The organism is Bacillus sp. SG20033 (assembly GCF_044570195.1).
GTDB lineage: Bacteria > Bacillota > Bacilli > Bacillales > Bacillaceae > Bacillus > Bacillus subtilis.
Genome location: NZ_CP172606.1, coordinates 2391275 through 2415699 on the forward strand (window position 1 = coordinate 2391275; position 24425 = coordinate 2415699).

General features: G+C 43.6%; 23 protein-coding genes, 1 other RNA gene and 1 riboswitch. Of the genes, 3 read left to right on the forward strand and 21 right to left on the reverse strand.

What is annotated here, in order from left to right; genetic code table 11:
• Positions 1-44 precede the first annotated feature (44 nt).
• The 11 genes from dynA to kdgR form a co-directional block, all read right to left on the reverse strand.
• The gene (dynA, locus tag ACFVP7_RS12520) at positions 45-3626 is read right to left on the reverse strand and encodes a dynamin GTPase (RefSeq protein WP_134982563.1); all 3582 of its coding nucleotides are present in this window, start codon (positions 3624-3626) and stop codon (positions 45-47) included.
• 175 nt (positions 3627-3801) lie between these two features.
• Positions 3802-3891 (reverse strand): Fur-regulated basic protein FbpC, encoded by a 90-nt coding sequence (gene fbpC, locus ACFVP7_RS12525; protein WP_100069434.1) that lies wholly within the window; start codon positions 3889-3891, stop codon positions 3802-3804.
• Between the two features lie 70 nt (positions 3892-3961).
• The gene (gene bpsB, locus ACFVP7_RS12530; RefSeq protein WP_338730508.1) at positions 3962-4468 is read right to left on the reverse strand and encodes an alkylpyrone methyltransferase; all 507 of its coding nucleotides are present in this window, start codon (positions 4466-4468) and stop codon (positions 3962-3964) included.
• Between the two features lie 3 nt (positions 4469-4471).
• A complete protein-coding gene (bpsA, locus tag ACFVP7_RS12535; protein WP_250620100.1) occupies positions 4472-5569 on the reverse strand; it encodes a type III polyketide synthase BpsA in 1098 nt (365 codons plus the stop codon).
• A 72-nt stretch (positions 5570-5641) separates the two neighbouring features.
• Positions 5642-6958, reverse strand: coding sequence for a xanthine permease PbuX (pbuX, locus tag ACFVP7_RS12540; RefSeq protein ID WP_338730510.1), 1317 nt, complete (start codon positions 6956-6958; stop codon positions 5642-5644).
• Entirely contained in the window at positions 6955-7539 is a 585-nt protein-coding gene (gene xpt, locus ACFVP7_RS12545) for a xanthine phosphoribosyltransferase (protein ID WP_338730511.1), read from the reverse strand. The genes pbuX and xpt overlap by 4 nt, the downstream gene beginning before the upstream one ends.
• An 89-nt stretch (positions 7540-7628) precedes the next feature.
• Positions 7629-7728: riboswitch (purine riboswitch) on the reverse strand.
• Positions 7729-7868: 140 nt separating this feature from the next.
• The gene (gene ypwA / locus ACFVP7_RS12550) at positions 7869-9374 is read right to left on the reverse strand and encodes a carboxypeptidase (RefSeq protein WP_017696980.1); all 1506 of its coding nucleotides are present in this window, start codon (positions 9372-9374) and stop codon (positions 7869-7871) included.
• A gap of 111 nt (positions 9375-9485) precedes the next feature.
• The gene (gene kdgT, locus ACFVP7_RS12555) at positions 9486-10478 is read right to left on the reverse strand and encodes a 2-keto-3-deoxygluconate transporter (RefSeq protein ID WP_014477146.1); all 993 of its coding nucleotides are present in this window, start codon (positions 10476-10478) and stop codon (positions 9486-9488) included.
• A gap of 44 nt (positions 10479-10522) precedes the next feature.
• Positions 10523-11113, reverse strand: a complete 591-nt coding sequence (gene eda / locus ACFVP7_RS12560; RefSeq protein ID WP_015383933.1) for a bifunctional 4-hydroxy-2-oxoglutarate aldolase/2-dehydro-3-deoxy-phosphogluconate aldolase — start codon at positions 11111-11113, stop codon at positions 10523-10525.
• Between the two features lies 1 nt (position 11114).
• On the reverse strand, positions 11115-12089 hold the full coding sequence (gene kdgK, locus ACFVP7_RS12565; protein ID WP_338730512.1) for a 2-dehydro-3-deoxygluconokinase: 975 nt from the start codon (positions 12087-12089) through the stop codon (positions 11115-11117).
• Positions 12090-12126: 37 nt separating this feature from the next.
• On the reverse strand, positions 12127-13146 hold the full coding sequence (gene kdgR / locus ACFVP7_RS12570) for a pectin utilization transcriptional regulator KdgR (RefSeq protein WP_338730513.1): 1020 nt from the start codon (positions 13144-13146) through the stop codon (positions 12127-12129).
• Positions 13147-13367: 221 nt separating this feature from the next.
• Here kdgR and kduI point away from each other — a divergent pair, with 221 nt between their 5' ends.
• Together kduI and kduD are read left to right on the forward strand one after the other, a co-directional pair.
• The gene (gene kduI, locus ACFVP7_RS12575; RefSeq protein WP_338730514.1) at positions 13368-14195 is read left to right on the forward strand and encodes a 5-dehydro-4-deoxy-D-glucuronate isomerase; all 828 of its coding nucleotides are present in this window, start codon (positions 13368-13370) and stop codon (positions 14193-14195) included.
• Between the two features lies 1 nt (position 14196).
• Positions 14197-14961: a 2-dehydro-3-deoxy-D-gluconate 5-dehydrogenase KduD gene (kduD, locus tag ACFVP7_RS12580; protein WP_123373165.1), complete on the forward strand. Its 765-nt coding sequence runs from the start codon at positions 14197-14199 to the stop codon at positions 14959-14961.
• A 41-nt stretch (positions 14962-15002) separates the two neighbouring features.
• Here kduD and ACFVP7_RS12585 read toward each other — a convergent pair whose 3' ends face one another.
• Both ACFVP7_RS12585 and ACFVP7_RS12590 read right to left on the reverse strand, forming a co-directional pair.
• Positions 15003-16928, reverse strand: coding sequence for an ATP-dependent DNA helicase (locus ACFVP7_RS12585; protein WP_161476904.1), 1926 nt, complete (start codon positions 16926-16928; stop codon positions 15003-15005).
• 102 nt (positions 16929-17030) lie between these two features.
• Positions 17031-17222, reverse strand: coding sequence for a hypothetical protein (locus ACFVP7_RS12590; protein WP_003246090.1), 192 nt, complete (start codon positions 17220-17222; stop codon positions 17031-17033).
• Positions 17223-17385: 163 nt separating this feature from the next.
• On the opposite strand from ACFVP7_RS12590, the gene ACFVP7_RS12595 reads away from it, so the two are divergent.
• Positions 17386-17538 (forward strand): YpzG family protein, encoded by a 153-nt coding sequence (locus tag ACFVP7_RS12595; RefSeq protein WP_010327933.1) that lies wholly within the window; start codon positions 17386-17388, stop codon positions 17536-17538.
• A 52-nt stretch (positions 17539-17590) separates the two neighbouring features.
• Here the strand turns inward: ACFVP7_RS12595 and ACFVP7_RS12600 are convergent, their stop codons facing one another.
• From ACFVP7_RS12600 to mrfA, 8 genes are all read right to left on the reverse strand, one after another.
• Positions 17591-18748: a class I SAM-dependent RNA methyltransferase gene (locus tag ACFVP7_RS12600; protein ID WP_338730515.1), complete on the reverse strand. Its 1158-nt coding sequence runs from the start codon at positions 18746-18748 to the stop codon at positions 17591-17593.
• Between the two features lie 100 nt (positions 18749-18848).
• An RNA gene (gene rnpB / locus ACFVP7_RS12605) (RNase P RNA component class B) lies at positions 18849-19229 on the reverse strand.
• Between the two features lie 65 nt (positions 19230-19294).
• Entirely contained in the window at positions 19295-19591 is a 297-nt protein-coding gene (gene gpsB / locus ACFVP7_RS12610) for a cell division regulator GpsB (protein WP_003225629.1), read from the reverse strand.
• Positions 19592-19666: 75 nt separating this feature from the next.
• Positions 19667-20212, reverse strand: a complete 546-nt coding sequence (locus tag ACFVP7_RS12615; protein ID WP_338730516.1) for a DUF1273 domain-containing protein — start codon at positions 20210-20212, stop codon at positions 19667-19669.
• An 88-nt stretch (positions 20213-20300) separates the two neighbouring features.
• Positions 20301-20528, reverse strand: coding sequence for a spore coat protein CotD (gene cotD, locus ACFVP7_RS12620; protein WP_010886551.1), 228 nt, complete (start codon positions 20526-20528; stop codon positions 20301-20303).
• Between the two features lie 83 nt (positions 20529-20611).
• Entirely contained in the window at positions 20612-20740 is a 129-nt protein-coding gene (locus ACFVP7_RS12625) for a hypothetical protein (RefSeq protein ID WP_003230707.1), read from the reverse strand.
• 100 nt (positions 20741-20840) lie between these two features.
• Entirely contained in the window at positions 20841-22082 is a 1242-nt protein-coding gene (gene mrfB, locus ACFVP7_RS12630) for a metal-dependent exonucleaseMrfB (RefSeq protein ID WP_338730517.1), read from the reverse strand.
• Between the two features lie 15 nt (positions 22083-22097).
• Entirely contained in the window at positions 22098-24347 is a 2250-nt protein-coding gene (gene mrfA, locus ACFVP7_RS12635; RefSeq protein ID WP_396582222.1) for an ATP-dependent helicase MrfA, read from the reverse strand.
• Positions 24348-24425 lie beyond the last annotated feature (78 nt).

Sequence of the window (24425 nt, forward strand, 5' to 3'; positions counted from 1 at the left end):
TTCTATTTAGTCTATCATGACTTGAAATACAAGCCAACTGAAATTTACATTTTTATTGTATTGTCTGAATTTTTCCAGGAGATGCACGCCTGATACGCCATTTCAATCTCTTTCGCATGTTCCCCTTCCGCATATCCTCTTAAATATGTCTCTTTTTGATCCGTTATTTGCGCGATTGCTTTTTCACCCATATCTTCCTGTAAGCGTCTGAGGTGAGCTGTGTAATGAGAGATCAGGCTTTCTTCTTCATTTTTTATCCATGCCTCTGTGATTTTCGTAAGTTTCATCCGTACAGCTTCGATAAAGGCCGATTTTCCTTTCTGCTCAAAAAACTGCTTCGGTGATTTGATCTCTTTTAGTTCCTGCTCAAAAGCACGTTCTTCTATTTCCGGTTCAACTTCCTTCAACTGTATGCCGTTCGAATGCTGATCACCCGCATAAACGGAAAAATAACCGTCCTCGTTTAATGTTTTTTGAAAATGATCCAGCCATTCTTCATTGATATGCCGTTCGATGAAACCGCTCATGCGAACATCAAGCGTTTTGATTTCCTGAATATATTCAAATTGATATTCATGTAAGGCTGTTGTCATCGCCTTACTGACGTTCTTTTTCCAATCCCCGTTTTGCAGCCCGGGATGAAATGCCGATTTTAATAAATCATTTGCAAAATATGATAATCGCTGTGTAATGTGATAAAGCTGCTCTCTTGTATCTTTTTTTACTTTCTCAATGATGGTTTCTGAGTTCCGCCGTTTCTCGATATCGGCCGCTGCCTGCTCAAATGACAGCATAAGGCGCTGTTTCTGCGCTTCCTTCTCTTCTCGGGACTGATGCTGGGATTGGTGAAGCTGAAAAACGGTTTCGCATAGTTTGTCTGCCTCCGAACTGAGCTGCGCTGCTGACGCTTTTTTTACATCCACTTCGATAAACCGGTCTAAGTGTTTTCTTACTTTCGAGAACTGATTGTAAAATGACTCCGGTTTTCCCACCAGTTCCTCCTTACTTGATACGGTAAAGAGCTGCGGCTCATAAACCCCTTCTTTTACAAGCTCTGCGCTGACATAATCGGTCACTGTTTCGAGCTCTGTTTTATCTTTTGCAAGGTCTGCAGCATTAATAATAAAAAACATTTTATCCATGCTGAGCGATTCTTTCACAAGTCCAAGCTTTCGCAAAAATGAACGGTCTCCTTTTGAAAAAGAGTGCTGATAATAAGTCATATAAAAAAATGCATCAGCATCTTTGATATATTGGAATGCCAGTTCTGTATGCCGTTTATTCATGCTGCTCGCGCCGGGTGTATCAACGATCGTAATCCCTTTTTCAGTTAGCGGGCATGTATAGTAGACCGTTACCTCTTTCACAGCACAGGCCGTTGTTTCCTCTGCTACATACGGCTTTAATTCAGAGAGCGGAATCGTTAATTTCTTCTGTTCCTGTATATACTGCTGATACTTCTCGTATGCAAGCAGGAAATTGCTGATCAATTTCACGTGTTCTTCCTGCAGCCTGTTTTTTTTGACTGCCTTTTCCCACTTCTCTGTGAAGGAACGGCCTGCCGGTTCCTTTGGTATTCCGGTGAGCTGCAAAATTTCAGCCGTTATGTCATCCTCTGTCTTAAACACTACATCCGCTGTTTTGTTTAAGTTGCCATTGATTGGCTTTGTGATCTTGTTAATTGTCGCTGTGGTTGGCGTTGGTGAGGATGGCAGCACTCTTTCGCCGACAAGCGCATTGGCAAATGATGATTTCCCCGAGCTAAAGCCTCCAAAAAGAGCGAGTGTAAATTTCCGTTCCTCAAGCCTTTTCACCCTTTCACGAAACGCTGAAGTTTGCTTTAACAACATGCTGCATTCGCCTAAAAGGTCAGACAAAGTGTAAAAGCGTTTGATTTGGTCTTGAAGCGGCATTTCTTGTTCCATTTTGATTTCTGATTTCGGCATCGGCTGCGCCGTCAGCTGGCTTCGGCCTTGTTTCTGCTCTGGAGCCGCCACTCTTGTTTTCTTCGATTTAAACCATTCTGTGTCTATATGCATTGGGCATGCGGACTCTTCTTCCCAAATGGCCCACAGGCGATCGGTTTTCTCTCGGGCATTATTCTCTAAACGCGCCTGTTCTTGAAGAAAGACAAGTTTTTCTGATTCTTGGACGAGCCGGTCGTTAATTGTTTGCACATCTTTGGAAACACGCTCTTTCACCATAGCGGAGAGCACCTTTATGATGTCTGCGGCTTCTCTTTTCGCCTCTTTCCGGATGAGCTCTGCCAAGTCTTTTGTATATTGCAATACATATTCAGAGGAAAAGGCTGCACCATGCTTGACCGCGCGTTCAATGATGCTTATATCAAGCGGTGTGCGATAGGCCTGAATCAGCTTTTCACTTTCAGCGGTATAGACATCAAATACCTTGGCGAGTTTATGAAGCGTGTCTATCATATGCCAATCCGCTTCGGCCTCTGTTCGTTTTGCCACATCAGAGAAAAAAGCATTCCGCCTTTTATCTCTTTCCTGTGCAGTTTTCGCTTTAGAAAAGAAAAAGCCGGTTTTAAAAGAAGGCTCTTGTGATTCTAAAAATGCAGCTGCCAATTCACGCATTTCAAAAGGCGTCAGGTTTGCGTTTTTTAAAATACGATTGATTTCTTCCTGCATCCTCTTCTCTGCCTCAGTCGTTTGTTTTTCGGCCTCATTCAATTGATCACGCAGCGATTGGACCAGTCCAATTTGGATATTAAGCTGTTCAGCGAAACTCGGAGCACCTGTTTCGTCTTTCTTCAGCATTTCCGTATGTTCCTTTAGCAGATTACGGACTTTTTGTTCCGTTAAAGCCTGCATATTGCTTTTTGATTGCTGTTCTATTCTTCTTAACTCTTCTCTCAGGGCCCCCATCTGATTGAACGGGTGATCCGGTTCTGTTACTGATGTAAAATAGAGCGCTTCCCTTGAAATCCCTTCATTGCAAAGCATCTCCTCTACCTGCGCTTGATAGTCTCCAAATTTCGTCTCCGTCTCATCATGGCGGTCAATTTGATTGACGATAAAATACACATTCGGAATGCTTTCTTTTATTGATCTGAGAAACTTTACATTTTCCTCAGAGTGCACGTGATTATAGTGAACGACGTAAAACAGCGCATCCGCTTGGTGAAGAATAGAAGCAGCCGATAGAAAATGAGCATCATCTGTTGAATCTATCCCTGGAGTATCAATATACGCAACCCCGGAATCAATCTCAGTATACCTGTCAAAAATTTCGACGCTTTCAATCTGTTCCCCGTCTTTACAATATTGCTGCACCTTGTCTTTCTGGTAAGTCCCTTCCAGCTCAGCACACGTTCCGTCTGTTGTATGAAGCCGAACTCGCTTTTCCCCGTTTCTGATCACAACAAGGTTAGCGCTTGTCGGAATCGGGCTTGTCGGCAAAATATTCTCCATTAACAGGCAGTTCAGCAGTGACGATTTTCCCGCTGAATAATGCCCGGTAAACGCGATATAAACCTCTTCATCAGCCGCTTTTTTCATGACCGCAGCCAGTTTAGCAGCCCTTTGTTCATCTTGATTCTCAATAAATTGCTTATAAAGTTCCCCAGTTTTATGCAAAAGCTCTTTTCTGTTTTGATCTGTCATAAGTCTGAACCCCTTTGTGCCATTTCAATTGTGAACCTTTTTCGAAAGATCTGAATTCATTCCCTTTTCATTTTACACAAGAATAAACCAAATTTCTTTAGGAGAATAGAAAAAAGCCGCCATTACGGCAGCTTCTATAAAAGAAAATCTGCAACTTTTATAAGTTCCAGATTCATCAAACAGATTTATTAGAGATTCCTTTTAATACAAAACCAATTAATACACTATATGTACAAACCGCTCCAAGCAAAAACAGCATTGTCATTTGCTTCACCATCCTGATTGAGAATCTTTTTCAAATTCATTTTAACATGATTGAGAATGATTTTCAATCGCTATTTTACGCTGTATTCCTGTAATGCTTTGTCTTCTGCGCGAATTCTGACGCTTAACAACACGGCATTGAAAATGGAAAACAGACACATGGTGACGTATGCTTGATAAAGCAGCGGAATCAGCAAAATTTCAAGTATAACAACAACATAGTTTGGATGTTTCATCCATTTATATGGACCTTTTTTTACAAGCTCTACGCCTGGAACAACAAGGATTTTCGTATTCCAATATGCCCCTAAGGAACAAAGCGCCCAATACCGTACGATCTGTACGCTTAAAATAACTGCAGCGATACCGAGCCACCAGCTGGACGGCTGTTTATTCATCAGCAGCACCTCGGCAATTAAGGACAGGAAAAAAAGGATATGCATCGTAATGATATACGGATAGTGGCTCTCGCCAAATTCAATTGCTCCTTGCTTCTTTACCTTTTGTTCGTTTTGCCTGGCCACTGCCATTTCTGCTGCTCTTTGAACAATGAGAATGGCGATCAACAACCAAAACATGAGTCAAGCCCCCTTTTCCCAGCTGAATAATAGCAACTCTGATGAGAAGCCCGGCCCTAATGCGCCAATCAGTCCTCGTTCAGCTTCCTTTTTAGATCCGTTCTGCAGATGGTCTTTGATCACATACAAGATTGTGGCTGAAGACATATTTCCGTGCTTTTGCAAAATGCTTTGCGCAGATGAAAGCTTTTCTGACGACAGCCCGAGACTTTTGATGTATGCATCGATCACTTTTTTTCCGCCTGGATGCGCCAAAAAAACACTGATATCATGGAATGACAGCTTATGTTTGTCCAAAAAAATCTGTACATTTGTTTTGAGCCATTTTTCCACCAAGGTCGGAATGTCTCGTGAGAAAATAACTTTGAATCCTTGATCGGTAAAGTCCCAGCCCATGACATCTTCTGATTGTTTCATCAAAACAGATTGGGCGTCCATTATCTTCGGTGCAAGCTTCAGCTTTGACATCCTGCGGTCCGCCTTCTCTCCGCATAATAAAGCTGCGGCAATGCCGTCACCAAAAAGCGAGGTGCCGATCAGATTGCTTTTTGTTTTATCTTCCGGCTGGAATGTCAGGCTGCACAGCTCGGCAGCAATGACAAGCACAAAAGCCTCAGGATACGCTTTGCAGTATTCGGCTGCACGCGCAAGTCCGCTGGCTCCTCCTGCACAGCCAAGCCCCCAAATCGGAATCCGCTTCGTATATGGAGAAAACGGAAGTTCATTCATAAGCCGCGCCTCGATACTCGGTGTGGAAAGGCCTGTACTGGAGACGAAAAAAACAGCTTCCACTTTCTCATAAGGAATGGCTTCTTGAAAAAATTCCGGATGAGAGAGGCACTCACGAACAGCCGCTCTGCTGTGTTTAAGTGTTTCTTCTATGTATATTTGATTTTTTTCTTCAAAGCTGTGCCCCTCTTTATACCATTCAATCGGCTTAACAAACTGTCTCGAATGGATTTGCCCGTTTTTAAAGGAGGATAACAGCCGGTCAATATCCTTAAAAGAATGCTGAAACATATAGCGGGCGAACTCGGCCGCTTTCTCTTGGTTTACATTATACGCAGGAAGACTTGTTCCAATGGATAAAATAAACGCCATGCGATCACCTCTTTGCATACATTGTGCCGCAACAATCTTTTTTATATGCAAAAAAACTCCGCCGCGGCGGAGTTAGACTGCTGTTTTTTGTTCAGCGAGGTCAGCTTCTTGTTCTGATTTTTCAGCTTTAGAAAAAACGTTATATACAATATTTAAGACGACTGCAGTAAAGCTGCCCGCCACAATGCCATTCGTTGTAAGCAGCGTTAAGGCACTCGGAAGCTGTTTGAAAATATCCGGCACAACGGTCACACCGAGCCCCAATCCCACTGAGCAGGCAACAATCAGCAGATTTTCCTGTTTCGCAAAATCAATGCGGCTGAGCATTTTAATTCCGTAAGCGATCACCATTCCAAACATCGCCACCATTGCACCGCCCAAAACAGCGGATGGAATAATGGTCGTGAAAGCAGCGATCTTTGGAAACAGCCCAAATGCCATTAGGATCACACCTGTGACCACAATGACGGCATTTTTTTTGATCCCTGTGAGCTGAACAAGCCCGACATTTTGAGAGAATGCCGTGTAAGGAAAAGCATTAAAAATACCGCCCAGAAGCACAGCCAGTCCTTCAGCTCGATAGCCTTTAGACAGATCTTTCTCTGTCAAACGGCGGTTTGTCAGGTCACCTAAAGCAAAGTAAACACCAGTTGACTCCACAAGGCTGACAATTGCAACGATGGACATCGTAATGATAGGCGCTGCATGAAAAGACGGTGCTCCGAAGTAAAATGGCTGAATCATTTGAACAACTGCCGCGTCCGAAACATTATCAAATTGAACTTTCCCCATAAAATAAGCGATGAAGGTGCCAATCAAAATACCGATCAAAATCGAGACGGACTTGATAAAGCCTTTTGTAAAACGGTATAGAAGCACAATGATACTCAACACGGTAAAAGCAAGAGCAAGATTGGAGAGATCTCCGAAATCTGCACTTCCTTCTCCGCCGGCGATGTTATTCATGGCAACCGGCATCAGTGTAATACCGATAATCGTAACAACAGAGCCTGTCACGACCGGCGGAAAAAACGATACGAGCTTTCCAAAGAAAAATGAAATAAGAATGACAAGAATGCCTGAAGCGATAATGCTGCCGTAAACAGTTGAAACCCCATATTCAGATCCAATCGCTATCATCGGCGATACAGCTGTAAAGGTACAGCCAAGCACTACCGGAAGCCCGATCCCAAAAAATCGGTTGCTCCACACTTGCAGAAGTGTAGCCACACCGCACATAAAAATATCAATCGATACTAAGTAAGTCAGCTGCTCGACAGTCAGTCCCATTGCTTTTCCGACAATCAGAGGAACGACAATGGCGCCGGCATACATGGCAAGAACATGCTGAATCCCTAAAGACAGCGTTTTGCCGAATCCATTTCTCATGAATGAACCTCCTGTACGAAGGACACTTTTCCTTCTTCTAAAGACTGAATTCTTGCCAAAGATTCCACTCGGTAGCCCAGTTTTACAAGTTCATCTCTTCCCGGCTGAAATGACTTTTCAATAACAATGCCGATTCCCGCAATAGAAGCTCCCGCTTGCTTCACAATCGACACAAGCCCGTGCGCTGCCTGTCCATTTGCCAAAAAATCATCGATAATCAGCACATGATCCTGATTCGACAGGTGGGTCCCAGACACTGCGATTTGGCTTTCTGTTTGCTTCGTAAAGGAATAAACAGACGCTGTCAGCAAGTTGTCGGTGAGTGTTAACGATTTATGCTTTCTCGCGAAGACAACTGGCACACCCAGCTTCAAGCCCGTCATTACTGCGGGAGCGATACCTGATGATTCGATTGTCACAATTTTGGTAATACCGTCTTTTGCAAACCTAGACGCAAATTCATCACCAATTCTCTGCATAAGCAGCGGATCAATTTGGTGATTCAAAAAAGAATCCACTTTCAATACCTGATCAGATAATACGACGCCTTCTTCCTCTATTTTCCGTTTCAGTGCTTCCATCCTGTCTACCTCCGTTATGAGAATAAAAAAAGCATTGCCCGCTCAAATAAAGAGCAAGCAATGCTGATATCACAAAAAACCGTACACGTGCGGTTCCATTGCTCACCCATAGTCGGACATTTACGGTGCCCGGTAGAAACTTGCGTGCCATATCCACGCGATTATATGAGTGTTCCTATTATATTGTAATAAATTATATCAAGATTCTAATCTCTTGCATAGGCTGAAAATAAAAATTCCCGAACTTTAATTTTGTTTTTTTAGATATCATTCGTATTTCAAGGGGATTCGATATAAAAGAGCCTGACGACGCGCCGCCAGGCTTTTGATTATGACAGATAGAGATTTGAATATTTGTTTGATAAATAATCAATTAAATAGCGAACATTCAGCTCTTCTCCTGTTGCATCTTTAATAATGTCTAACGGCTTTTTCCGTTTTCCGTGAATGTGCACCTTTTCCGTCAGCCATTGCTTTATCGGATGGAACTCTCCTCTTTCCAAGAGAGCGTCAAATTCAGGGAGATCCTCAAGCATTTTTTGTTTCAGCTGAGCCGCATACATGTAGCCGAGCGCATAGGATGGGAAGTAGCCGAAATCACCACCTGCCCAATGGACGTCCTGTAAAATCCCCTCTGCGTCGGTCTGCGGTGTAATCCCTAAATAATCCTGGTATTTTTGATTCCAAAGCGACGGCAGATCTTCCACAGACACTTCATTGCTGAAAATCGCTTTTTCAATTTCATAACGGATGATGATATGAAGAGGATACGTTAATTCATCCGCTTCGACCCTGATAAATGAAGGTTTTGATTCATTGATTGCCCGGACAAAATCATCCAGGGAGATGTCCTTGAACTGTTCAGGTGATGCTTCTTGAATCTTCTGATAGTACGGTGTCCAAAAATGCTTGTTGCGGCCGATAAAATTCTCGTAAAATAATGATTGCGATTCATGAATTCCCATTGATGCGCCGTCTGACAAATTCGTGCCACTGAGTGCTTCATCAATATTTTGCTCGTATATCGCGTGCCCGCACTCATGAATGGTGCCAAAGATCGCCGTCCGGAAATCTTTTTCATCATATCTCGTCGTGACCCGAACGTCTCCCCGGTTCAGCGTAGTTGCAAACGGATGAACGGTTTCATCAAGTCTTCCGCCATCAAAATCGTAGCCAAGCTCCTGTAAAAAATACAGACTGAGCTCTTTTTGCTTTTCTTTCGGGAACGCTTTTGTAAGAAAGCTTGTATCTGGTTTATTTCCGGAAGCTGTCACCTGTTTAACAAGAGGGATAATCGCTTCCTTCAGCTCAGTAAACAGCTGATCAAGCACCTTTACCGTGACGCCGGGCTCAAACAAATCAAGCAATGCATCATAAGGATGCTCTTGATATCCCCAATACGTAATAAAACGTTTATTGAATTCAATCAGCTGTTCTAAATAAGGAGAAAACAAGCTGAAATCAGATTTTCCTTTCGCTTCCTCCCACGCTGTTTCTGCCTTTGAACACAGAATCACGTATTCTTTGTATTCAGCCTCAGGGATTTTCTTATTCTCTTCATACTCTTTTTTCGCCAGTTCCACTGCTTTTTTCGTATCTTCCGACAAGTCATCAAATCGTTCATACAGGACATCGATAAGCTCCTTCATTCGATCTGATGTTTGGATATTGAATATATCTGTTGAAAGCTGGCCGATGCTTTCGGCACGATCCTCTGAGCCGTTTTTCGGCGCTCCTGTTCTGGAGTCCCAGTGCATTAACGCAACTGCTTCGCTGTAATGTGAGATTCTTTTTAAAAGATCAAAAAATTCTTTTTCATATGTATGTATCTCCATATCCATTCCCTCCCTATTCTAGCCGTTCCATTACAGGCTAATGGAAGGGGGTATGAAAGTCAAATTGTTTGTATAAAAGGCTGCCGGTATGTTTTGCGGCAGCCTTTTTATTCAGTTGATCGTCATTTGATTTTTTGGCGGAGGTGTTCTCCGCTTTTTCTGCTTGATTTTTTTATCCACCCACACTGTTGCCAGCGGGGTTAAGAGCGAGGTGACAATAACGCTTGTCGCGATAATTGCAGTTGCCGACTCAGCAACTGGCGCAAATGAGGCATTCGCTTCCGCTAATGCATATGGCACGGCTACAGCCGCCCCTGCCGTAGAAGAAGCGGCCACTCCCGCGACACCATCTCCCCGCGCAATAAAACGATCAAGCAAAAACAAAGAACTGCCCGATAAAATGACGACAGAAACTCCGATAAAAATGCCGAGCAGCCCTGATTGGATCAGCATTCCAAAATTCAAGGTATTGCCGAGCGAAAAGGCGAAAAATGGAATGATCGCCGGCACAACCTTGCTGAATAAGTCTCTGAGATCATGATCCAGATTTCCAAGTATACATCCAAGTAAAAACGGGATGACTGTCGCTGCCAGCGTTTCCCATGGGAATGCGGCAAGTCCCGTCACACCAAACGTCACCATGGTCATAAAAGGACCAGATTCTGTACTGATAAAGGCGAAAGCGCCCGCATCCTCTTTTCTTCCCATGTGATTCATGAGCGCCAAATATAGTCCGCCGTTCGTTTCATTCATTACCGCGACAATTGCTAAAACAGAAAGGCCTGCAAAAAAGCCGGATTGTATGCCTTCGTCAGGTATAAATTGCGCTGCGATCACGCCGAGCAGCGCCGCAAATCCGACCTTTCCCAATAATAACGTGATTCCTTTTCTTGCGATATAGCCTGAAGAACGAAAATCAATCGTTGCTCCTACGCAAAAGATAAAAACACCCAGTATCGGCAGCGTTCCGGTAATCAAAGCACCCGTAAACCCTCCAAAGAACTCCGCTGTTCCAGGCGCAAACGTGTTGAGCGCCGCTCCAAGAAATAGCGGAATAATCATCATTCCGCCAGGTACCCGTTCAATTGTCGCCTTGATTTTCATATTGTGGATTCTCCCATCCTCCGGTTATGAAAAAACAATTCCACTTACACTTGGAAAACAGCCTGCAAATCCTCTTTTGAACAGCTGCCCAGCTGGCTGCCGACTCCGACGGCGCCAGCTCCGGCTCTAAGCCAATCCGGCACTTCAGACGGATGTATCCCGCCTGTCGGAATAAAGGTCACCTGCGGGAAAGGACCCGCTAAATTTTTCATAAACGGGATGCCAAACACACCGCTTGGGAACAGCTTTAATGTCGTAAAACCGAATGTCAGCGCTTCCATAATTTCGCTCGGAGTCAAGACGCCGGGGATATAATGTGTCTTTACAAAAGATAGATGTTCAGCAAGATCAGCTGAAAAACCCGGACTGACAATAAACTGCGCGCCAGCCTCAGCAGCTTCCCCAGCTTGCTGCGCGGTGATGACAGTGCCCGCGCCAATTAAAATATCTTCCCTATTACGGAAGGATTCGATAATATCTGATGCCCCGGGGGTCGTATACGTCACTTCAACTGCACGAATCCCTTTATCTAATAAACTCTCAATCTGCTGACAGGCCTCCTGCTTATCCTTTGAACGAATGACTGCAATCAGCTTTGCTTCTTTCAGACGGTTTTCAACTACTTTGGACTCCATATTAATAATCCCCTTTCTTTTGGTGAACCGTTCTTTGAGCAGATAAAAAAGAAGCTAATTTCTCCCTGGTCGGCAAACCGTCCATATCCCCCGGTGCCTGCACTTGCAAAGCGCCAATCGCATTTCCCCTTTGCACCGCATCCTTGTACGACAAACCGTCTAGGATACCGCTGATTACACCGACTGCAAATCCGTCTCCGGCGCCGACCGTATCAACCACCCGGTCGACCCGGCAGCCTTCTAGAAATCCTTCACTTGTCCCCGTTTTAAAGTAAGCGCCTTCTTTTCCGAGTTTAATAGCGACAAAGCTGGCACCTTTTTTCAAATAATAGTCGGCAATGCCTTCAGGTGTTTTTTCTCCGGTCAATAGCTCTCCCTCTGCGATACCCGGGAAAAACCAGTCTGCAAGCCCAGCCAGATCGTTGATTGTGTGTACCATTGTTGCTTGATCAGGCCAAAGCGAAGGCCTTACATTAGGGTCGAATGAAATGGTTTTCCCTGCGTTTCTCATGTCGTTCATGACATGGTACGTGAAGTCTTTCATCTCGGCTGATAAGGCAGGCGGAATGCCTGTCACATGCAAATGGCCTGCGCATTGAAAATAATCTCTCGGATATTCAGCAGAAGTTAATGTGCTTGCAGCTGAGTTTTTCCTATAGTAGGTAACTTGCGGGTCGCCTTCTTTCACTTTTGACTTAAGCAGCAGCCCGGTGGGATTTTCGTCCTGCGAGCGGATCACGCGGGACACATCCACTCCCTCTTTTTTAAGCTCTTGTAAAATAAACGTTCCGAGCTGATCATTGCCGACCTTGCTCATCCATCCCATTCGGAATCCGAGTCTGGCAAGGCCGCAGGCGACATTGCTTTCTGCTCCGGCAAGCCCTTTAGAAAAAGTGGATACTTCATGAAGGTCTCCATACTCATTTGCGTAAAACATGGCCATTGATTCCCCGAATGTCACCGCATCAAGCTTCATCTCTTCCCAACCTCCTCTTAGTTGAGGGCACCTAGGATTAAAGTGACTTTCTCATGATGACTTTTGCCTCTAATTCAATGGTTTGAGGCGCTCCTTTGTCACCTTCAATCCTTTTTAATACACGTTCCATCGCCGTCCTGCCCATATCATGTGACGGCTGGGCGATCGTTGTAATGCCTGGACCGATCAGTTTGTACCACTCCGTATCATCGAATCCTGCAATCCCTATATCTTGAGGGATGCGCAGGCCAAGCTCTTCCATACAGCTGATGATTTTCAGCATAATCAAGCCATTCAAAGCCAGAATCGCTTTTTTTTGCTCCGGCATTTCCTTGTGAAAAGAACGAAGCGCCGCCTTAAGCTGCTCCTTGTCTTTTACGTCAACTTCATGCAATCTGACAAGCCCGTTCACATTTTGAACCGAAGCCATTTCCTGATACACAGCTGCTCTTTCTGCACGAGGGCTGATAGAGGAAATCGGTTCGGTAAACAGCGCGACATCAGTATACCCTTTGCTGTACACCTTCTGAAGAATCTCTTTTGTGATCCATCTGTTGTCAGTCGTTACGGTATCCAGTTTCAGATCCGGCAGTTTCCGGTCAATTAAGATGGTTGGAATTTGCTGTTCAGCAAAAGCGCGCAGTACATCCTTGTTTTCCCCTGTTGCGTTTAAAATCAGGCCCTCAACCGAATGGGCTTCTAGCTTTAAGAGCATTTCCCGCTCTTTTTCAGGACTGTTATCTGTGTTGCACACCATAATGCTGTATCCATATTGATCACAAACCTCTTCGACTCCCCTGAAAGCAGCGACCGAAAAAGGATTTGTAATGTCAGCCACAACAAATCCGATTAACTTGCTTTTTTTTATTTTCAAACCTTGTGCCATTTTACTCGGCCGATAATTCAATTCTGCGATTGCCTTTTTAATGTTTTTCACTTTTTCAGGAGAAATCGCGTCAATTTTTCCGTTAATATAGCGGGAAACTGTCGATTTCGAAACTCCTGCACATTCAGCTACGTCTTTGATGGTTGTATGGCCTGTTGTTTTCTTTTTCATTCAAGTGCTCCTGTATCTCATATATTTGAAACCGATTTCAAAACCGTTACAACAAAAGAATACCATAATTTTAAAATTTGGGAAGAGTTTTTTTAATAATGTGTCAATTCATTATTTTTTCGTTGACTCTTTTCACTATTTATCCTAAAATTTTCTTTGAAACCGTTACCAAAATATTTTCATTCAAGTGATGCTGAAATCCTAACCAAGGGGGAAATATAATGGAAAATCGTTATTCTGTACATCCTGAACAAGTAAAACGCTTTACAACAGAGGAGCTTCGCAGTCATTTCTTAATGGATTCTTTATTTACAGAAAACAAACTTACGATGTATTACTCACATGAAGACCGGGTTGTCCTCGGCGGAGCGGCTCCAGGGCAAAGTGAACTGAAGCTTGATGCAGGTGATTTTCTAAAAACAGACTTCTTTTTGGAACGGCGTGAAATCGGGATTATTAATGTCGGCCAGGCTGGCGCTGTCAGGGTTGGCGATGATGAATATGTGCTTCAAACAAAGGATTTTCTCTATATTGGAATGGGCAATCAGGATGTATCGTTTTCAAGCCTGAACGGGGAAAAAGCGAAGTTTTACTTCGTCTCCGCTTGCGCCCACAAAAGCTATCCGACACAAAAAGCCGCCCTATCTGAACTGACACCGGACCGCCTTGGTAATGATGCAGCGTCTAATGTCAGAAGTCTGTACAAAGTCATTCATCAGGATGGCATTAAAAGCTGTCAGCTGATGATGGGAATAACGATGTTAGATCAAAACAACAACTGGAATACCATGCCAGCACACGTTCATGACCGTCGGATGGAGGCTTATCTTTATCTGGATCTTGAAAAGGACTCAAAGGTATTTCATTTCATGGGCCAGCCGGACGAAACACGCCATCTTGTTGTTGGAAATGAGCAGGCTGTCCTTTCTCCCGCCTGGTCTATTCATTCTGGCGCAGGAACATCAAACTATAGCTTTGTGTGGGCGATGGCTGGAGAAAATTACACATTTACGGACATGGATCTCGTTCCGATGGATGGGCTGAAATAAGATGGGTTATCTACATGACGCCTTTTCATTAGAAGGAAAAACAGCGCTGGTGACAGGACCGGGAACAGGGATCGGTCAAGGAATAGCCAAAGCCCTAGCCGGGGCTGGCGCTGATATTATCGGCACATCACATAAAAGCAGTCTGTCTGAAACACAGCAGCTTGTGGAACAGGAAGGCCGGATATTTACATCTTTTACATTGGACATGAGCAAGCCGGAAGCGATAAAGGATTCTGCAGCTGAGCTGTTTGAAAACAGGCAGATCGACATCCTTGTCAATAATGCCGGCATTATTCATCGGGAAAAAGCGGAAGATTTTCCAGAAGAGAACTGGCAGCACGTACTGAATGTCAATCTAAACAGCCTGTTTATTCTGACACAGCTTGCTGGCAGGCACATGCTGAAAAGAGGTCATGGAAAGATTATTAATATTGCCTCTCTCCTGTCTTTTCAAGGCGGCATCCTCGTTCCGGCTTACACCGCGAGCAAACACGCTGTTGCCGGTTTGACAAAATCATTTGCAAATGAGTGGGCAGCGTCAGGTATTCAGGTCAACGCAATCGCCCCAGGCTATATTTCTACTGCGAATACAAAGCCTATTCGGGATGACGAAAAGCGAAATGAGGACATTTTAAAGAGAATTCCTGCCGGCCGCTGGGGCCAAGCGGATGATATCGGGGGCACTGCAGTCTTTTTGGCATCACGTGCTTCAGATTATGTAAATGGACATATTTTAGCAGTTGATGGCGGCTGGCTATCCCGCTGACAAATAAAAAAAGCTGACGAACGATCGTCAGCTTTTTTCCATTACATCATGTGCGGTTCAACAGGCAAGACCTTTTTGACCTCATCAATGATGCGTTCATTTTCTCCGCCAGCGTAAATGTGAATCGAGCCGCTGTCTTGATTCGAGCGAATCAGGCGCCCGATGCCCTGCCGTACACGTAACAACATATATGGCAGATCAACTTCTTCGAACGGATCTTTTTTCGCTCCGTTGCGCTTCGCTGTAAATACAGGATCGTGTGGCGGGAACGGCAATGACCAAATGGTAACATTCTTCAATGCGTCACCGGGAATGTCGAGTCCTTCCCATAAGTGAACTGAACAAAGTACTGTTTCCTCTTCCTCTTGGAATTTCTCTACTAAGCTGCTGATTTCCTCATCACCTTCGAAGAAAATTGGATACGGCAGCTCCCATGCCGCCGACAGCTCTTTAAACTCGTTTAATTCTTCAAAAGAAGGGAAAAGCACCAGCGTTCTTCCTTTGTATCGTTTGATTGTTTCAATCGTTTCAGCCGTTTTTTGTTCAGCGGCCATATCTGTTTTTGCGTATAAATTAATACTCATTTGCTCGTCATAATCATAAGGGGAATCAACAGTTAATGACAAATAATCATGAATCCCAAGACTGTCGGCAATATAATCAAACGAACCGCCTTCTGACAGCGTAGCAGAAGAGAAGATATAAGGAATTTTCTTAGAAAACACTTTTTCGCCAAGTACTTCTGCTACCGTTCTCGGCATCACGACAAAAGTTGATTCTGCTTCCTTTTTCTCCAGCCAGCTGATTGCATCCTTTTGATATAGAGATAATGAATACGCCATTTGTTCAACATATTCTTCCACTACTGACAGCTCGTATTGATCAATCGTATACATTTCAGACTCAAATACAAGTGCCTCACCGATTTTATCAAGTAAACGACAAAGCTCGTCCGCCGCCTTTTTGACACGCTGGTCATTTTTTATTTCTAAACGGTGTGAACCGGCTACTTCCTTTGATTCTTCAGAAAGAACATAGAAAAATTCGTCGTTTGCAGCAAGCGCATCTTCAATCAATTCTGCAAACTCTTCTCTGATGTCATTTTGCAGCAATCGTTCTAAAAACAATTCAAGAGTAGACTGCTTCACTCTATAGGTTAGCGCTTTTTGCGCAGCAAACTCTAACAAGTGCCCCTCATCAAATACAACTGCACTATGATCAGGCAAGAGCGGCAGCTGGCCCTCTCGTTTGCGTGATTCTTCCGTCCACACATGCTCCATATAAAAATCATGGGAACATATGATTAAGTCCGTTGCCTTGCGATAGTAATCTCTGGAAAGTGTCAGACCGCATCTGTGTCTCATATCACAAGTCAGACAGTCCTGAAACGAGTCGTAGCTTACGTCAGACCACTCTTCATTCGATAGATTTGCGTACTGCTTACGGTCGCCATACGGATAAAAGCGCTGCATCGCCTGTGACTCGTGGACAAATGACGGTAACGACTCATAAAGATCCAGCCATTTATCATCATCAGAACGCTGCATTGTTTTTTCAAGCTTCTTCAAGCATAAATATTGTTCATGTGATTTTGACAGTCTTGTATCAATTTTCAGATCAAGATGCTCAGCCAGCTTAGAAATATCGCCCTCTTTTTTCACCAGCTGTTCAATTAATGTTTCATCTGCACAAGCGATGATGGCGGGTTTGCCGACATACCTTGCATAGCTGATTGCAAAAAGAAGATAAACCAGCGTTTTCCCCGTTCCCACTCCAGCTTCGGCGAACATGACTTTTTTCTCTTTAAACGCCCGCTCCAGCTGAAAAGCCATAAATACTTGCTCGTCCCGAAGATCAAACCCTTTTTCGGGAAGGATATCGTAAAACACGTCACCAATCCAATTGTTCAATTCTTCATAAAAATTCTTTGTTTTCGTTAAAGAAAAAGGCAAACGTGATGTTGTCACCTAGTTCCAACCCCCAACTATTCGACATTCAGACCACCAATAATATCATTTTCCGCTGATGAATACAATAAAAAAACTTGGCAATGCCAAGTTTTTTGCAGTTTACTTACGATTGATCACATGCGACGATAAAAAAGGATGGTCTGTTGAATAAATATGTTCTACCGCTTTTTCTAAATCAGTTTGCGCATGCGAAATCACAGACGGAGACGAATCAGTTCCGAGCTCCTTCAGCTCGTTTGCTGTTGCGTCAAGCGCCCTTTGAATAAGATTAAAATGTTCGCTGTTCAGCATGAGATCACCTCTGATGGAAATAATCATCATTGTATGCGAACTTTTCATTTTATATACATGCTTTACCGCATGTTATCACCGAAACATGCACAAACTACACTTGATATTCCGTCTCCGGATTATCCGTCTTATCAACAATATTCTATCAGGGAGTGATGTTGACATGAGTTATAGAAACCGATTAGATCAGCATTCTGAACTGTTTCATCACAATTGGACGCGGCCTAAACGTTCTAAGTCTCAAGTAAACGGTCACACTGAAATGTCCCAAACCAACATTATATTGAGAAGCAACGCGAAAGCTCACCGTTGGTAACGATAGAATAGGGCTGAAAGATGAAAGAAGACGCATGCAGAGCGTCTTCTTTTTATGCGTTTTCTGTTTTCTTGCGCTGCGGTCTTACTTTTGACCAGTATTGATAATAATCCGTTTTAATAAACCCGTTAAAGAGTTTTCGTTTCTTCGTTGCTTTTCTGCCATATGCTTCCTCAAAGTTTTCATTTGATGTCAGCATATACACAGACCAAGTATCAAGCGGCTCGAACGCCTGCCCCATTTCTTTGTACATCTGCTCAACGGCTTTTTTCTCGCCGAGACGCTCTCCATATGGCGGGTTGCCGACAATTACGCCAAATTCCAGATTTGTGGTAAAGTCTTTGACCTGCATCTGTTTGAACTGGATTAGATCTCCCAATCCTGCTTCCTCTGCATTTTCTTTTGCGATTTGAACCATGCGGTGGTCTATGTCGCTAGCGAAAATTGTAAGCAGCTGATCATAATTTGCCTTTTCTTCGACTTCAAGCCGCGCTTTGTTCCACAGATCTTTACCGATCCATTCCCAATCCTCTGAAACAAAATCGCGATTGAATCCCGGGGCGATGTTTTGGCCAATTAGCGCCGCTTCTATCGCGATTGTTCCGGAGCCACAGAAAGGATCAACAAACGGGCGGTCCGGCGTCCAATTGGTTAATTGCACCAAAGCGGCAGCAAGTGTTTCTTTAATCGGCGCACCGCCCTGATCGACACGGTATCCTCGTTTGTGAAGGCCTGTCCCTGATGAGTCCAGTGTAATCAAAGCCTGATCTTTCAATAAAGAAATTTCGACTTTATACTCGGCACCTGTTTCTTCAATCCAATCATTGGCTTTGCCGGACTGCAGCTTGAGCTTTTCGACAATTGCTTTTTTGACGATCCGCTGACAGTCGGGAACGCTTGCAAGTGTTGATTTTACCGATTTTCCGATGACAGGGAATTTCCCGTTTTCAGGTATAAATGAGCGCCAGTTAATCGCTTTCGTTTTTTCAAACAGTTCATCAAATGTTTTCGCTTTAAAAGAAGCAACCTGAACCTTTATACGGTCGGCTGTTCTAAGCCAAAGGTTCGCACGGCAGATGGCAAGTGCATCACCTTCAAAAATAACTTTCCCGTTATCAACCTTGCATTCGTATCCTAAATCTCGTACTTCCTTTGCGACAACAGCTTCAATGCCCATCGGCGCCGTTGCAATTAGTGTATACTTCTTCATCGTATCACCCTGTCTTTTAAAACTTTTCTCTTTTCAAGATAAAAGCTCTCCTTATACGGGAGAGCTTGTTTTCATCATTTTAAATGTAAGTGGTCTAACGTTCTGTAAGCCATGTTTTGTTCCGTCGTACTGCAAACGGCTCATCACCTCGTACTCAGGCGGCAATCATCTATCTACAGAAAGCATTCTGTCCTTCTCTCCGTTGAATTCCGTTAAGAAGGTTCCCCTACCAAAATTTGGGTTTCTCGCTCGAGGGGTTTACCGCGTTCCACTCTCACCATTTCTAGTGAGACTTCGTCACTGTGGCACTTTCAAGGATACTCAGCCATATCCGAAGACGTAGGCTTTTTTCCTGCCGTCAGCCTCTAAAGACTGCCCTAGCTTATGACTTCGCTAGGCACGAACACTACGGGCATCTCAGCACCGTGCGAGCATGGACTTTCCTCTACAGATTCAAGATCTGCAGCGATTACCCGAACGTTAAGAACATGAATTATTATATAACAACTGATTACAATTTACAAGCGCCATTTTTTTCAAGCGTGATCAATCATAAAGCTTGCTGCCAAAAACGTGTTTTTCTAAGTTAGACAGCCGTTTTAAAATATCAAAGTTTGTTGTGTTAGATTGCACAGGCTGTTTTTTGCTGGCTTCTTCAAGCTGTTTTTTCAGCTGCAGATTTTCCTGCTGCAGTTCTTCAATTTCTTGATGGAAGGTTTCATAATCCTTAATAATCATATCTAAAAATTTGTCAACGTCTTCTTGCTTGTAGCCTCTAACGCCTGTTTTAAATTCTTTTTCCAAAATTTCTTTCGCAGAAAGCTTTACTTTATCAGCAAGCATCTTTTTCACCTCGTATCGTGAATCATCACATATATTTTTTCAGAAATCTGTACGGTTGTCAAATTTCTCTTATTGCTATGAGTAGCTGTCTTCCTCTACTGTCACTCTCAAGTCATCCATTGTAATAAAGTAGATGGGATAGCCATCCTGTTCGTGTCTTTTTTCCGCTGTCCCAAGCATATACTTAGGGGAGCCTTCCTTTTCCGGGTCATATAAAAGCAGAAGCCCGTCGGACTTATCAATGAAGAACTGATTTTTTTGTTTGAATTGAAGCGGGCTTTCATAAGGACGGTGAGTCAGGCTTGCTTCATAGTCTGCCTGAGCCAGAACTGCTTCATACTGTTCCTTATTCGGTTCTTTCCAGTTCTTTTCCTGCTCGTAAAATGGTGTGATGACAGCTACCTTTAAGTCAGGGTATTCTTCCTGCAAATCATATGCAGCTTCTGCCGCCCACAGCTCCGCTCCAAGCTGGCCCGAAATTAAAATCCATTCTAATCCTTCATCCAAAAAAGCAATCAGCCGGTTCTTAATGGTTTTTTTTATGTAATACAGCGCCTTATCATCCTGCTTAAATATCCCGAGTTCAAACGGTTTATAGCCCGTAATTGCCAGTACTTTCATCATTTCACCTGCTTTAAAAAATGGGGCTCCCGTGGGCCCCATTTGTTGTGCTGCATTGTTTACACCATCAAGCTGCACGTTTTCCATACTAGTAGTCGCAGCAAGGTTTTCCTGCTTGAAAATGCTGATGCGTAGCCGGGTCAACATTTGAGAAAGTGTGTGGAAAGTAGTGAACGTGCTGAAAATGCTGGTGGTTTACGTTTGTTGTATGCTGTGGGTGAATGTGCGGCACGATAGTCTTCGAAAACGTATGGTGTTCACAGCAATGAGTAGGATGGACAATTGGCGCCATCATATGCGGTCTGCAGTGATGCATGATAAAATCCCCTTTCCATAAACTTTATTACAATACTAAGCTATGAAAAATAAGGGGTACATGTTCTGATGCAAAGACCTATTTTAAAAGTGTGCAATTAAGCTGTCTTTAAAGTTTGAAAACACAAAAGCAATCAAAAATACCACAACAAAGAACAAGTAAAAAACACCCTTATACATACCAACTCTCCCTTTAAAAATAACTAACGTCATTTTACAGGATTCGCCGCTATTCTACAACAAAATCAATGTGAATTCAGCAAAAAAAATTCATGGCGAAACAAGTCGTCTTTTGCGCTTTCCCGGGGAATATTTAAGAGGAATATTTCCTCTTTAGCCGGGCAATTCTCACATGCAGTTTTTCAGTTTCTTTCTCTGATAAGCATGCCGCATCGCTAAGCAATTGCTCTGCTACTTGCAATGCTTTTCCGAATTCTTTTTTCTTATGCTCAAAATATTTCGCGAGCTCTATTACAGCAGCGTATCTGCACTTCTGGTTTTGCGAGCGGGACAGCTTTTCCCAAAGCGGCACTGCTTCTTCCAAGCGGTTTTGTTTTTTGTACAGGAGCGATAAATCCAGCCGTGCACTGTCCTGATCCTCAAACGATTTTTCTATAAGCCTTTCCAACTGCTTGATCGCTTGGTCCGTTTCCTTATGAGCCATAAACCATTTCGCCATAGCATAGGCTTCACTGTGTTCTTTTGGCGCATGTGATTCTGAAAGGATTTTTTTAGACATATGGATGTACAATGAAATGAGTGATAACACATCCATTTCATTATGATGCAGGACACCTTTTAAAAGATCCGGCTCTTGCGCCTTGATAAAATGAAAGTAAAGCATTGGCGCCAAGTAGCCCGGTGTGTCTTCTAGTCTGCGGATGCCGAGCTCCTCTTTTTCAACCGTGCCAAGAGATACGCGGTCCATTTTGTGTTTCCACAGGCGTCTAGCTCCATGCAAAAGATCAAAGTGGCCAAATTCCGGAAGCTTCGGAAGTCTGTCACGGATCAAGGTGTGTCTTGTTTTCACCTGCGGCCAATCAAAGGCTTTGCCGTTGTAGGTCACAAGTGATGTAATGTCAACCTCGCTTAAAAAGCTTTGGTACAAGGCGACTTCGTTCCCCGGTTTGGGCAAAAGATGCTGTTTGACTGTCACTCGGTCTTCATATACTCTCGCATGCCCAAGCAAAAAAATGGTATTCCCAGCTCCACCCCCAAGACCGGTTGTTTCTGTATCAAAGAAAAAGAGGTTGTTTTTGTTATACCCTTTTGCTGACAATGTATGCGACAGGCCGCTTTGATTCCACAGTGTGATCACTTCCTCAAGCTCAGAAAAGCTGTATAACCCATGGCGGTGAGAAAGCGGATATTCCACTTCTCTGATAAGGCAGTATTCATCTTCGAAGATGAAAGGCTTCATACCAAAAGCCTCCCACTCTTCTAAAAACGGGATGTCATCAAAGTGGTTTTCTTGTTTGCCTGCTTCTATTTTTTGTTCTCCTTCATCGAGCACCATGTGCTTTTTCATCCGCTCGAGTTTCCCTTTTAATGACATATCCGGCCTCCCTCCTTACGACATTTGATCCAACAGCTGCAAAATTCTTTTCTTTGCTTTTATCCCTTCTATTTCCGTACCTATACAAGACGGACAGCCGTCATGACAAGGACAATGTTTAATCAGTTGTTTCGCCGCTTCATTAATGTCTGAAAAACGTTTAAAGACTTCCTCCGCCAAACCGATACCGCCCGGATAATGATCATATAAAAATATGGTTGGCAATCCGGTATGGGCTGCTTTAATTTGAGAAACAACATGAACATCATTTCGATCACACATGATATACACAGGGACAATATGCTGCAGCACATTCGAGATGCCAAGAAGCAGCTGTTCCAGTGTCTTTTCCCCGATGTCTTCATCCGCTGTTTTGATTTCGAGCCAAGCTGCACTTGTATGCAGTTCTTCTTCCGGCAAATGAATAGGTCCAGACCCAATATTTTCAAAAGTGGTCATTTTTATTTTTTTAAAAATGGTCGGCAGGGCATTGACAGTGACGTCTCCGTAGTGCAATGACGTACGGCTTTTTTCTTTCGTTTTATCGATTTCTAATACCTTCAGCTGAACTGCCAGGTTTGCATCCGTATAATATTCGACATCGACTTTTCTGACATATGCTTTTTTATGGTCCCAATCGAGCTTCTCAACTTGATACTGAACGCCTTCATGCAAATAAATTGCTTCATCATGTAAAAGCGTCATCGCGCTAAAACGATCCATTTCACCGATAATCCTTACATTTGCAATATCCGACTGATCAACTATAACGACATTTTCCTGGGAGGCGGAACGCAAACTGATGTTTGAAGCAGGGAACGACTCACTTGCCCAATGGTACCGTTCGCCGTTGCGGTGAAGAACAGCCTCTTCCTCAAGATACTCAAGAATATCACTGACTTCCATGGATCCAAATTCTTCATCAGCTCTAAAAGGAAGCTCATAAGCCGCACACTTTAAGTGGTCTACTAAAATAATCAAATTCTCCGGATTGATTCTTGCAGATTCCGGCGAACGATTAAAGAAATATTCAGGATGCCGCACAATATATTGGTCAATCGGTGTTGAATTGGCTACCATGATAATCAAAGATTCACCGTGTCTTCTGCCGGCTCGTCCCGCCTGCTGCCAAGCACTTGCAACACTTCCGGGATACCCCGTCATTACACACACTTGCAGCTGGCCGATATCAACACCAAGCTCTAAGGCATTCGTACTGACCACTCCTAAAATGTCGCCTTCTCTCAGTCCTCTTTCGATTTCTCTTCGCTCTTTCGGCAGATAGCCTCCCCGATAGCCTCTGATTGATTTTGTTCCAATCTCTTTTTTCACAAGCTCCTGAATATGGCTTAAAATAATTTCCACCCGAACTCTGCTTCTGGCAAAAACAATGGTCTGCACTTTGTTTTTAAGGAACTCTTTCGCCAGTTCATTCACTTCTGCGGTTGCGCTCCTTCTAATATTCAGCAGTTTGTTCACAATTGGCGGATTGTAAAACACAAAATGCTTGCGTCCGCTCGGTGCGCCGTTGTCATCGACCAGCCGCATCGGTTTGCCTGTCAGCTGCTCTCCCAATTCCTTTGGGTTGGCAATCGTTGCGGAAGTACAAATAAAAACTGGATCACTTCCATAAAACCGGCAGATCCGCTTCAGCCGCCGGATCACATTTGCCACATGGCTGCCGAACACACCTCGATACGTATGAAGCTCATCGATGACGATATACTTAAGGTTTTCAAACAAACTGACCCATTTCGTATGATGCGGTAGAATGGCAGAATGCAGCATATCGGGGTTTGTAATGACAATATGACCTGCTTTTCTCACCTTTTGTCTGATTGCCGGAGACGTATCCCCGTCATATGTAAAGCTTTTAATATCAATGCCCATTTCATCAATAATTTCTTTTAGCTCGCTCTTTTGGTCTTGTGCCAGCGCTTTAGTCGGAAATAAATATAACGCCCGGTTTGTTTCATCTTGGGCGATGGACTGCAGGACTGGGAGGTTGTAGCATAACGTTTTTCCTGATGCTGTTGGCGTTACGGTAACGATGCTTTCTCCTTTTTGCACATATTGAAAAGCGGAATATTGGTGAGTATATAGTTCATCAATGCCCCTTTTCGAAAGGGCCGCTTTGATTCTCTCGTCTATACTTTCGGGCATAGGCCTTGTTTTTGCTTCCCGAGGCTCAATTTCATGCCAATTCACAACGTTTTCATTTCCTTTTAAATCAGAAATGAGTTCAGTCAGTGATTTCTTTTTCATTCTTTACACCTCTTTGTCAAGTACAGTTTACCGAATATTTGTTTGCATGGCTAGGTGCAAATTTTATACAGTTGAATA

Excerpts from the sequence above, each read along its gene's own strand:
- dynA (WP_134982563.1), bottom strand. The coding sequence starts at position 3,626 with ATGACAGATCAAAACAGAAAAGAGCTTTTGCATAAAACTGGGGAACTT.
- fbpC (WP_100069434.1), bottom strand. The coding sequence starts at position 3,891 with ATGACAATGCTGTTTTTGCTTGGAGCGGTTTGTACATATAGTGTATTA.
- bpsB (WP_338730508.1), bottom strand. The coding sequence starts at position 4,468 with ATGTTTTGGTTGTTGATCGCCATTCTCATTGTTCAAAGAGCAGCAGAA.
- bpsA (WP_250620100.1), bottom strand. The coding sequence starts at position 5,569 with ATGGCGTTTATTTTATCCATTGGAACAAGTCTTCCTGCGTATAATGTA.
- pbuX (WP_338730510.1), bottom strand. The coding sequence starts at position 6,958 with ATGAGAAATGGATTCGGCAAAACGCTGTCTTTAGGGATTCAGCATGTT.
- xpt (WP_338730511.1), bottom strand. The coding sequence starts at position 7,539 with ATGGAAGCACTGAAACGGAAAATAGAGGAAGAAGGCGTCGTATTATCT.
- ypwA (WP_017696980.1), bottom strand. The coding sequence starts at position 9,374 with ATGGAGATACATACATATGAAAAAGAATTTTTTGATCTTTTAAAAAGA.
- kdgT (WP_014477146.1), bottom strand. The coding sequence starts at position 10,478 with ATGAAAATCAAGGCGACAATTGAACGGGTACCTGGCGGAATGATGATT.
- eda (WP_015383933.1), bottom strand. The coding sequence starts at position 11,113 with ATGGAGTCCAAAGTAGTTGAAAACCGTCTGAAAGAAGCAAAGCTGATT.
- kdgK (WP_338730512.1), bottom strand. The coding sequence starts at position 12,089 with ATGAAGCTTGATGCGGTGACATTCGGGGAATCAATGGCCATGTTTTAC.
- kdgR (WP_338730513.1), bottom strand. The coding sequence starts at position 13,146 with ATGAAAAAGAAAACAACAGGCCATACAACCATCAAAGACGTAGCTGAA.
- kduI (WP_338730514.1), top strand. The coding sequence starts at position 13,368 with ATGGAAAATCGTTATTCTGTACATCCTGAACAAGTAAAACGCTTTACA.
- kduD (WP_123373165.1), top strand. The coding sequence starts at position 14,197 with ATGGGTTATCTACATGACGCCTTTTCATTAGAAGGAAAAACAGCGCTG.
- ACFVP7_RS12590 (WP_003246090.1), bottom strand. The coding sequence starts at position 17,222 with ATGCTGAACAGCGAACATTTTAATCTTATTCAAAGGGCGCTTGACGCA.
- ACFVP7_RS12595 (WP_010327933.1), top strand. The coding sequence starts at position 17,386 with ATGAGTTATAGAAACCGATTAGATCAGCATTCTGAACTGTTTCATCAC.
- ACFVP7_RS12600 (WP_338730515.1), bottom strand. The coding sequence starts at position 18,748 with ATGAAGAAGTATACACTAATTGCAACGGCGCCGATGGGCATTGAAGCT.
- gpsB (WP_003225629.1), bottom strand. The coding sequence starts at position 19,591 with ATGCTTGCTGATAAAGTAAAGCTTTCTGCGAAAGAAATTTTGGAAAAA.
- ACFVP7_RS12615 (WP_338730516.1), bottom strand. The coding sequence starts at position 20,212 with ATGAAAGTACTGGCAATTACGGGCTATAAACCGTTTGAACTCGGGATA.
- cotD (WP_010886551.1), bottom strand. The coding sequence starts at position 20,528 with ATGCATCACTGCAGACCGCATATGATGGCGCCAATTGTCCATCCTACT.
- ACFVP7_RS12625 (WP_003230707.1), bottom strand. The coding sequence starts at position 20,740 with ATGACGTTAGTTATTTTTAAAGGGAGAGTTGGTATGTATAAGGGTGTT.
- mrfB (WP_338730517.1), bottom strand. The coding sequence starts at position 22,082 with ATGTCATTAAAAGGGAAACTCGAGCGGATGAAAAAGCACATGGTGCTC.
- mrfA (WP_396582222.1), bottom strand. The coding sequence starts at position 24,347 with ATGAAAAAGAAATCACTGACTGAACTCATTTCTGATTTAAAAGGAAAT.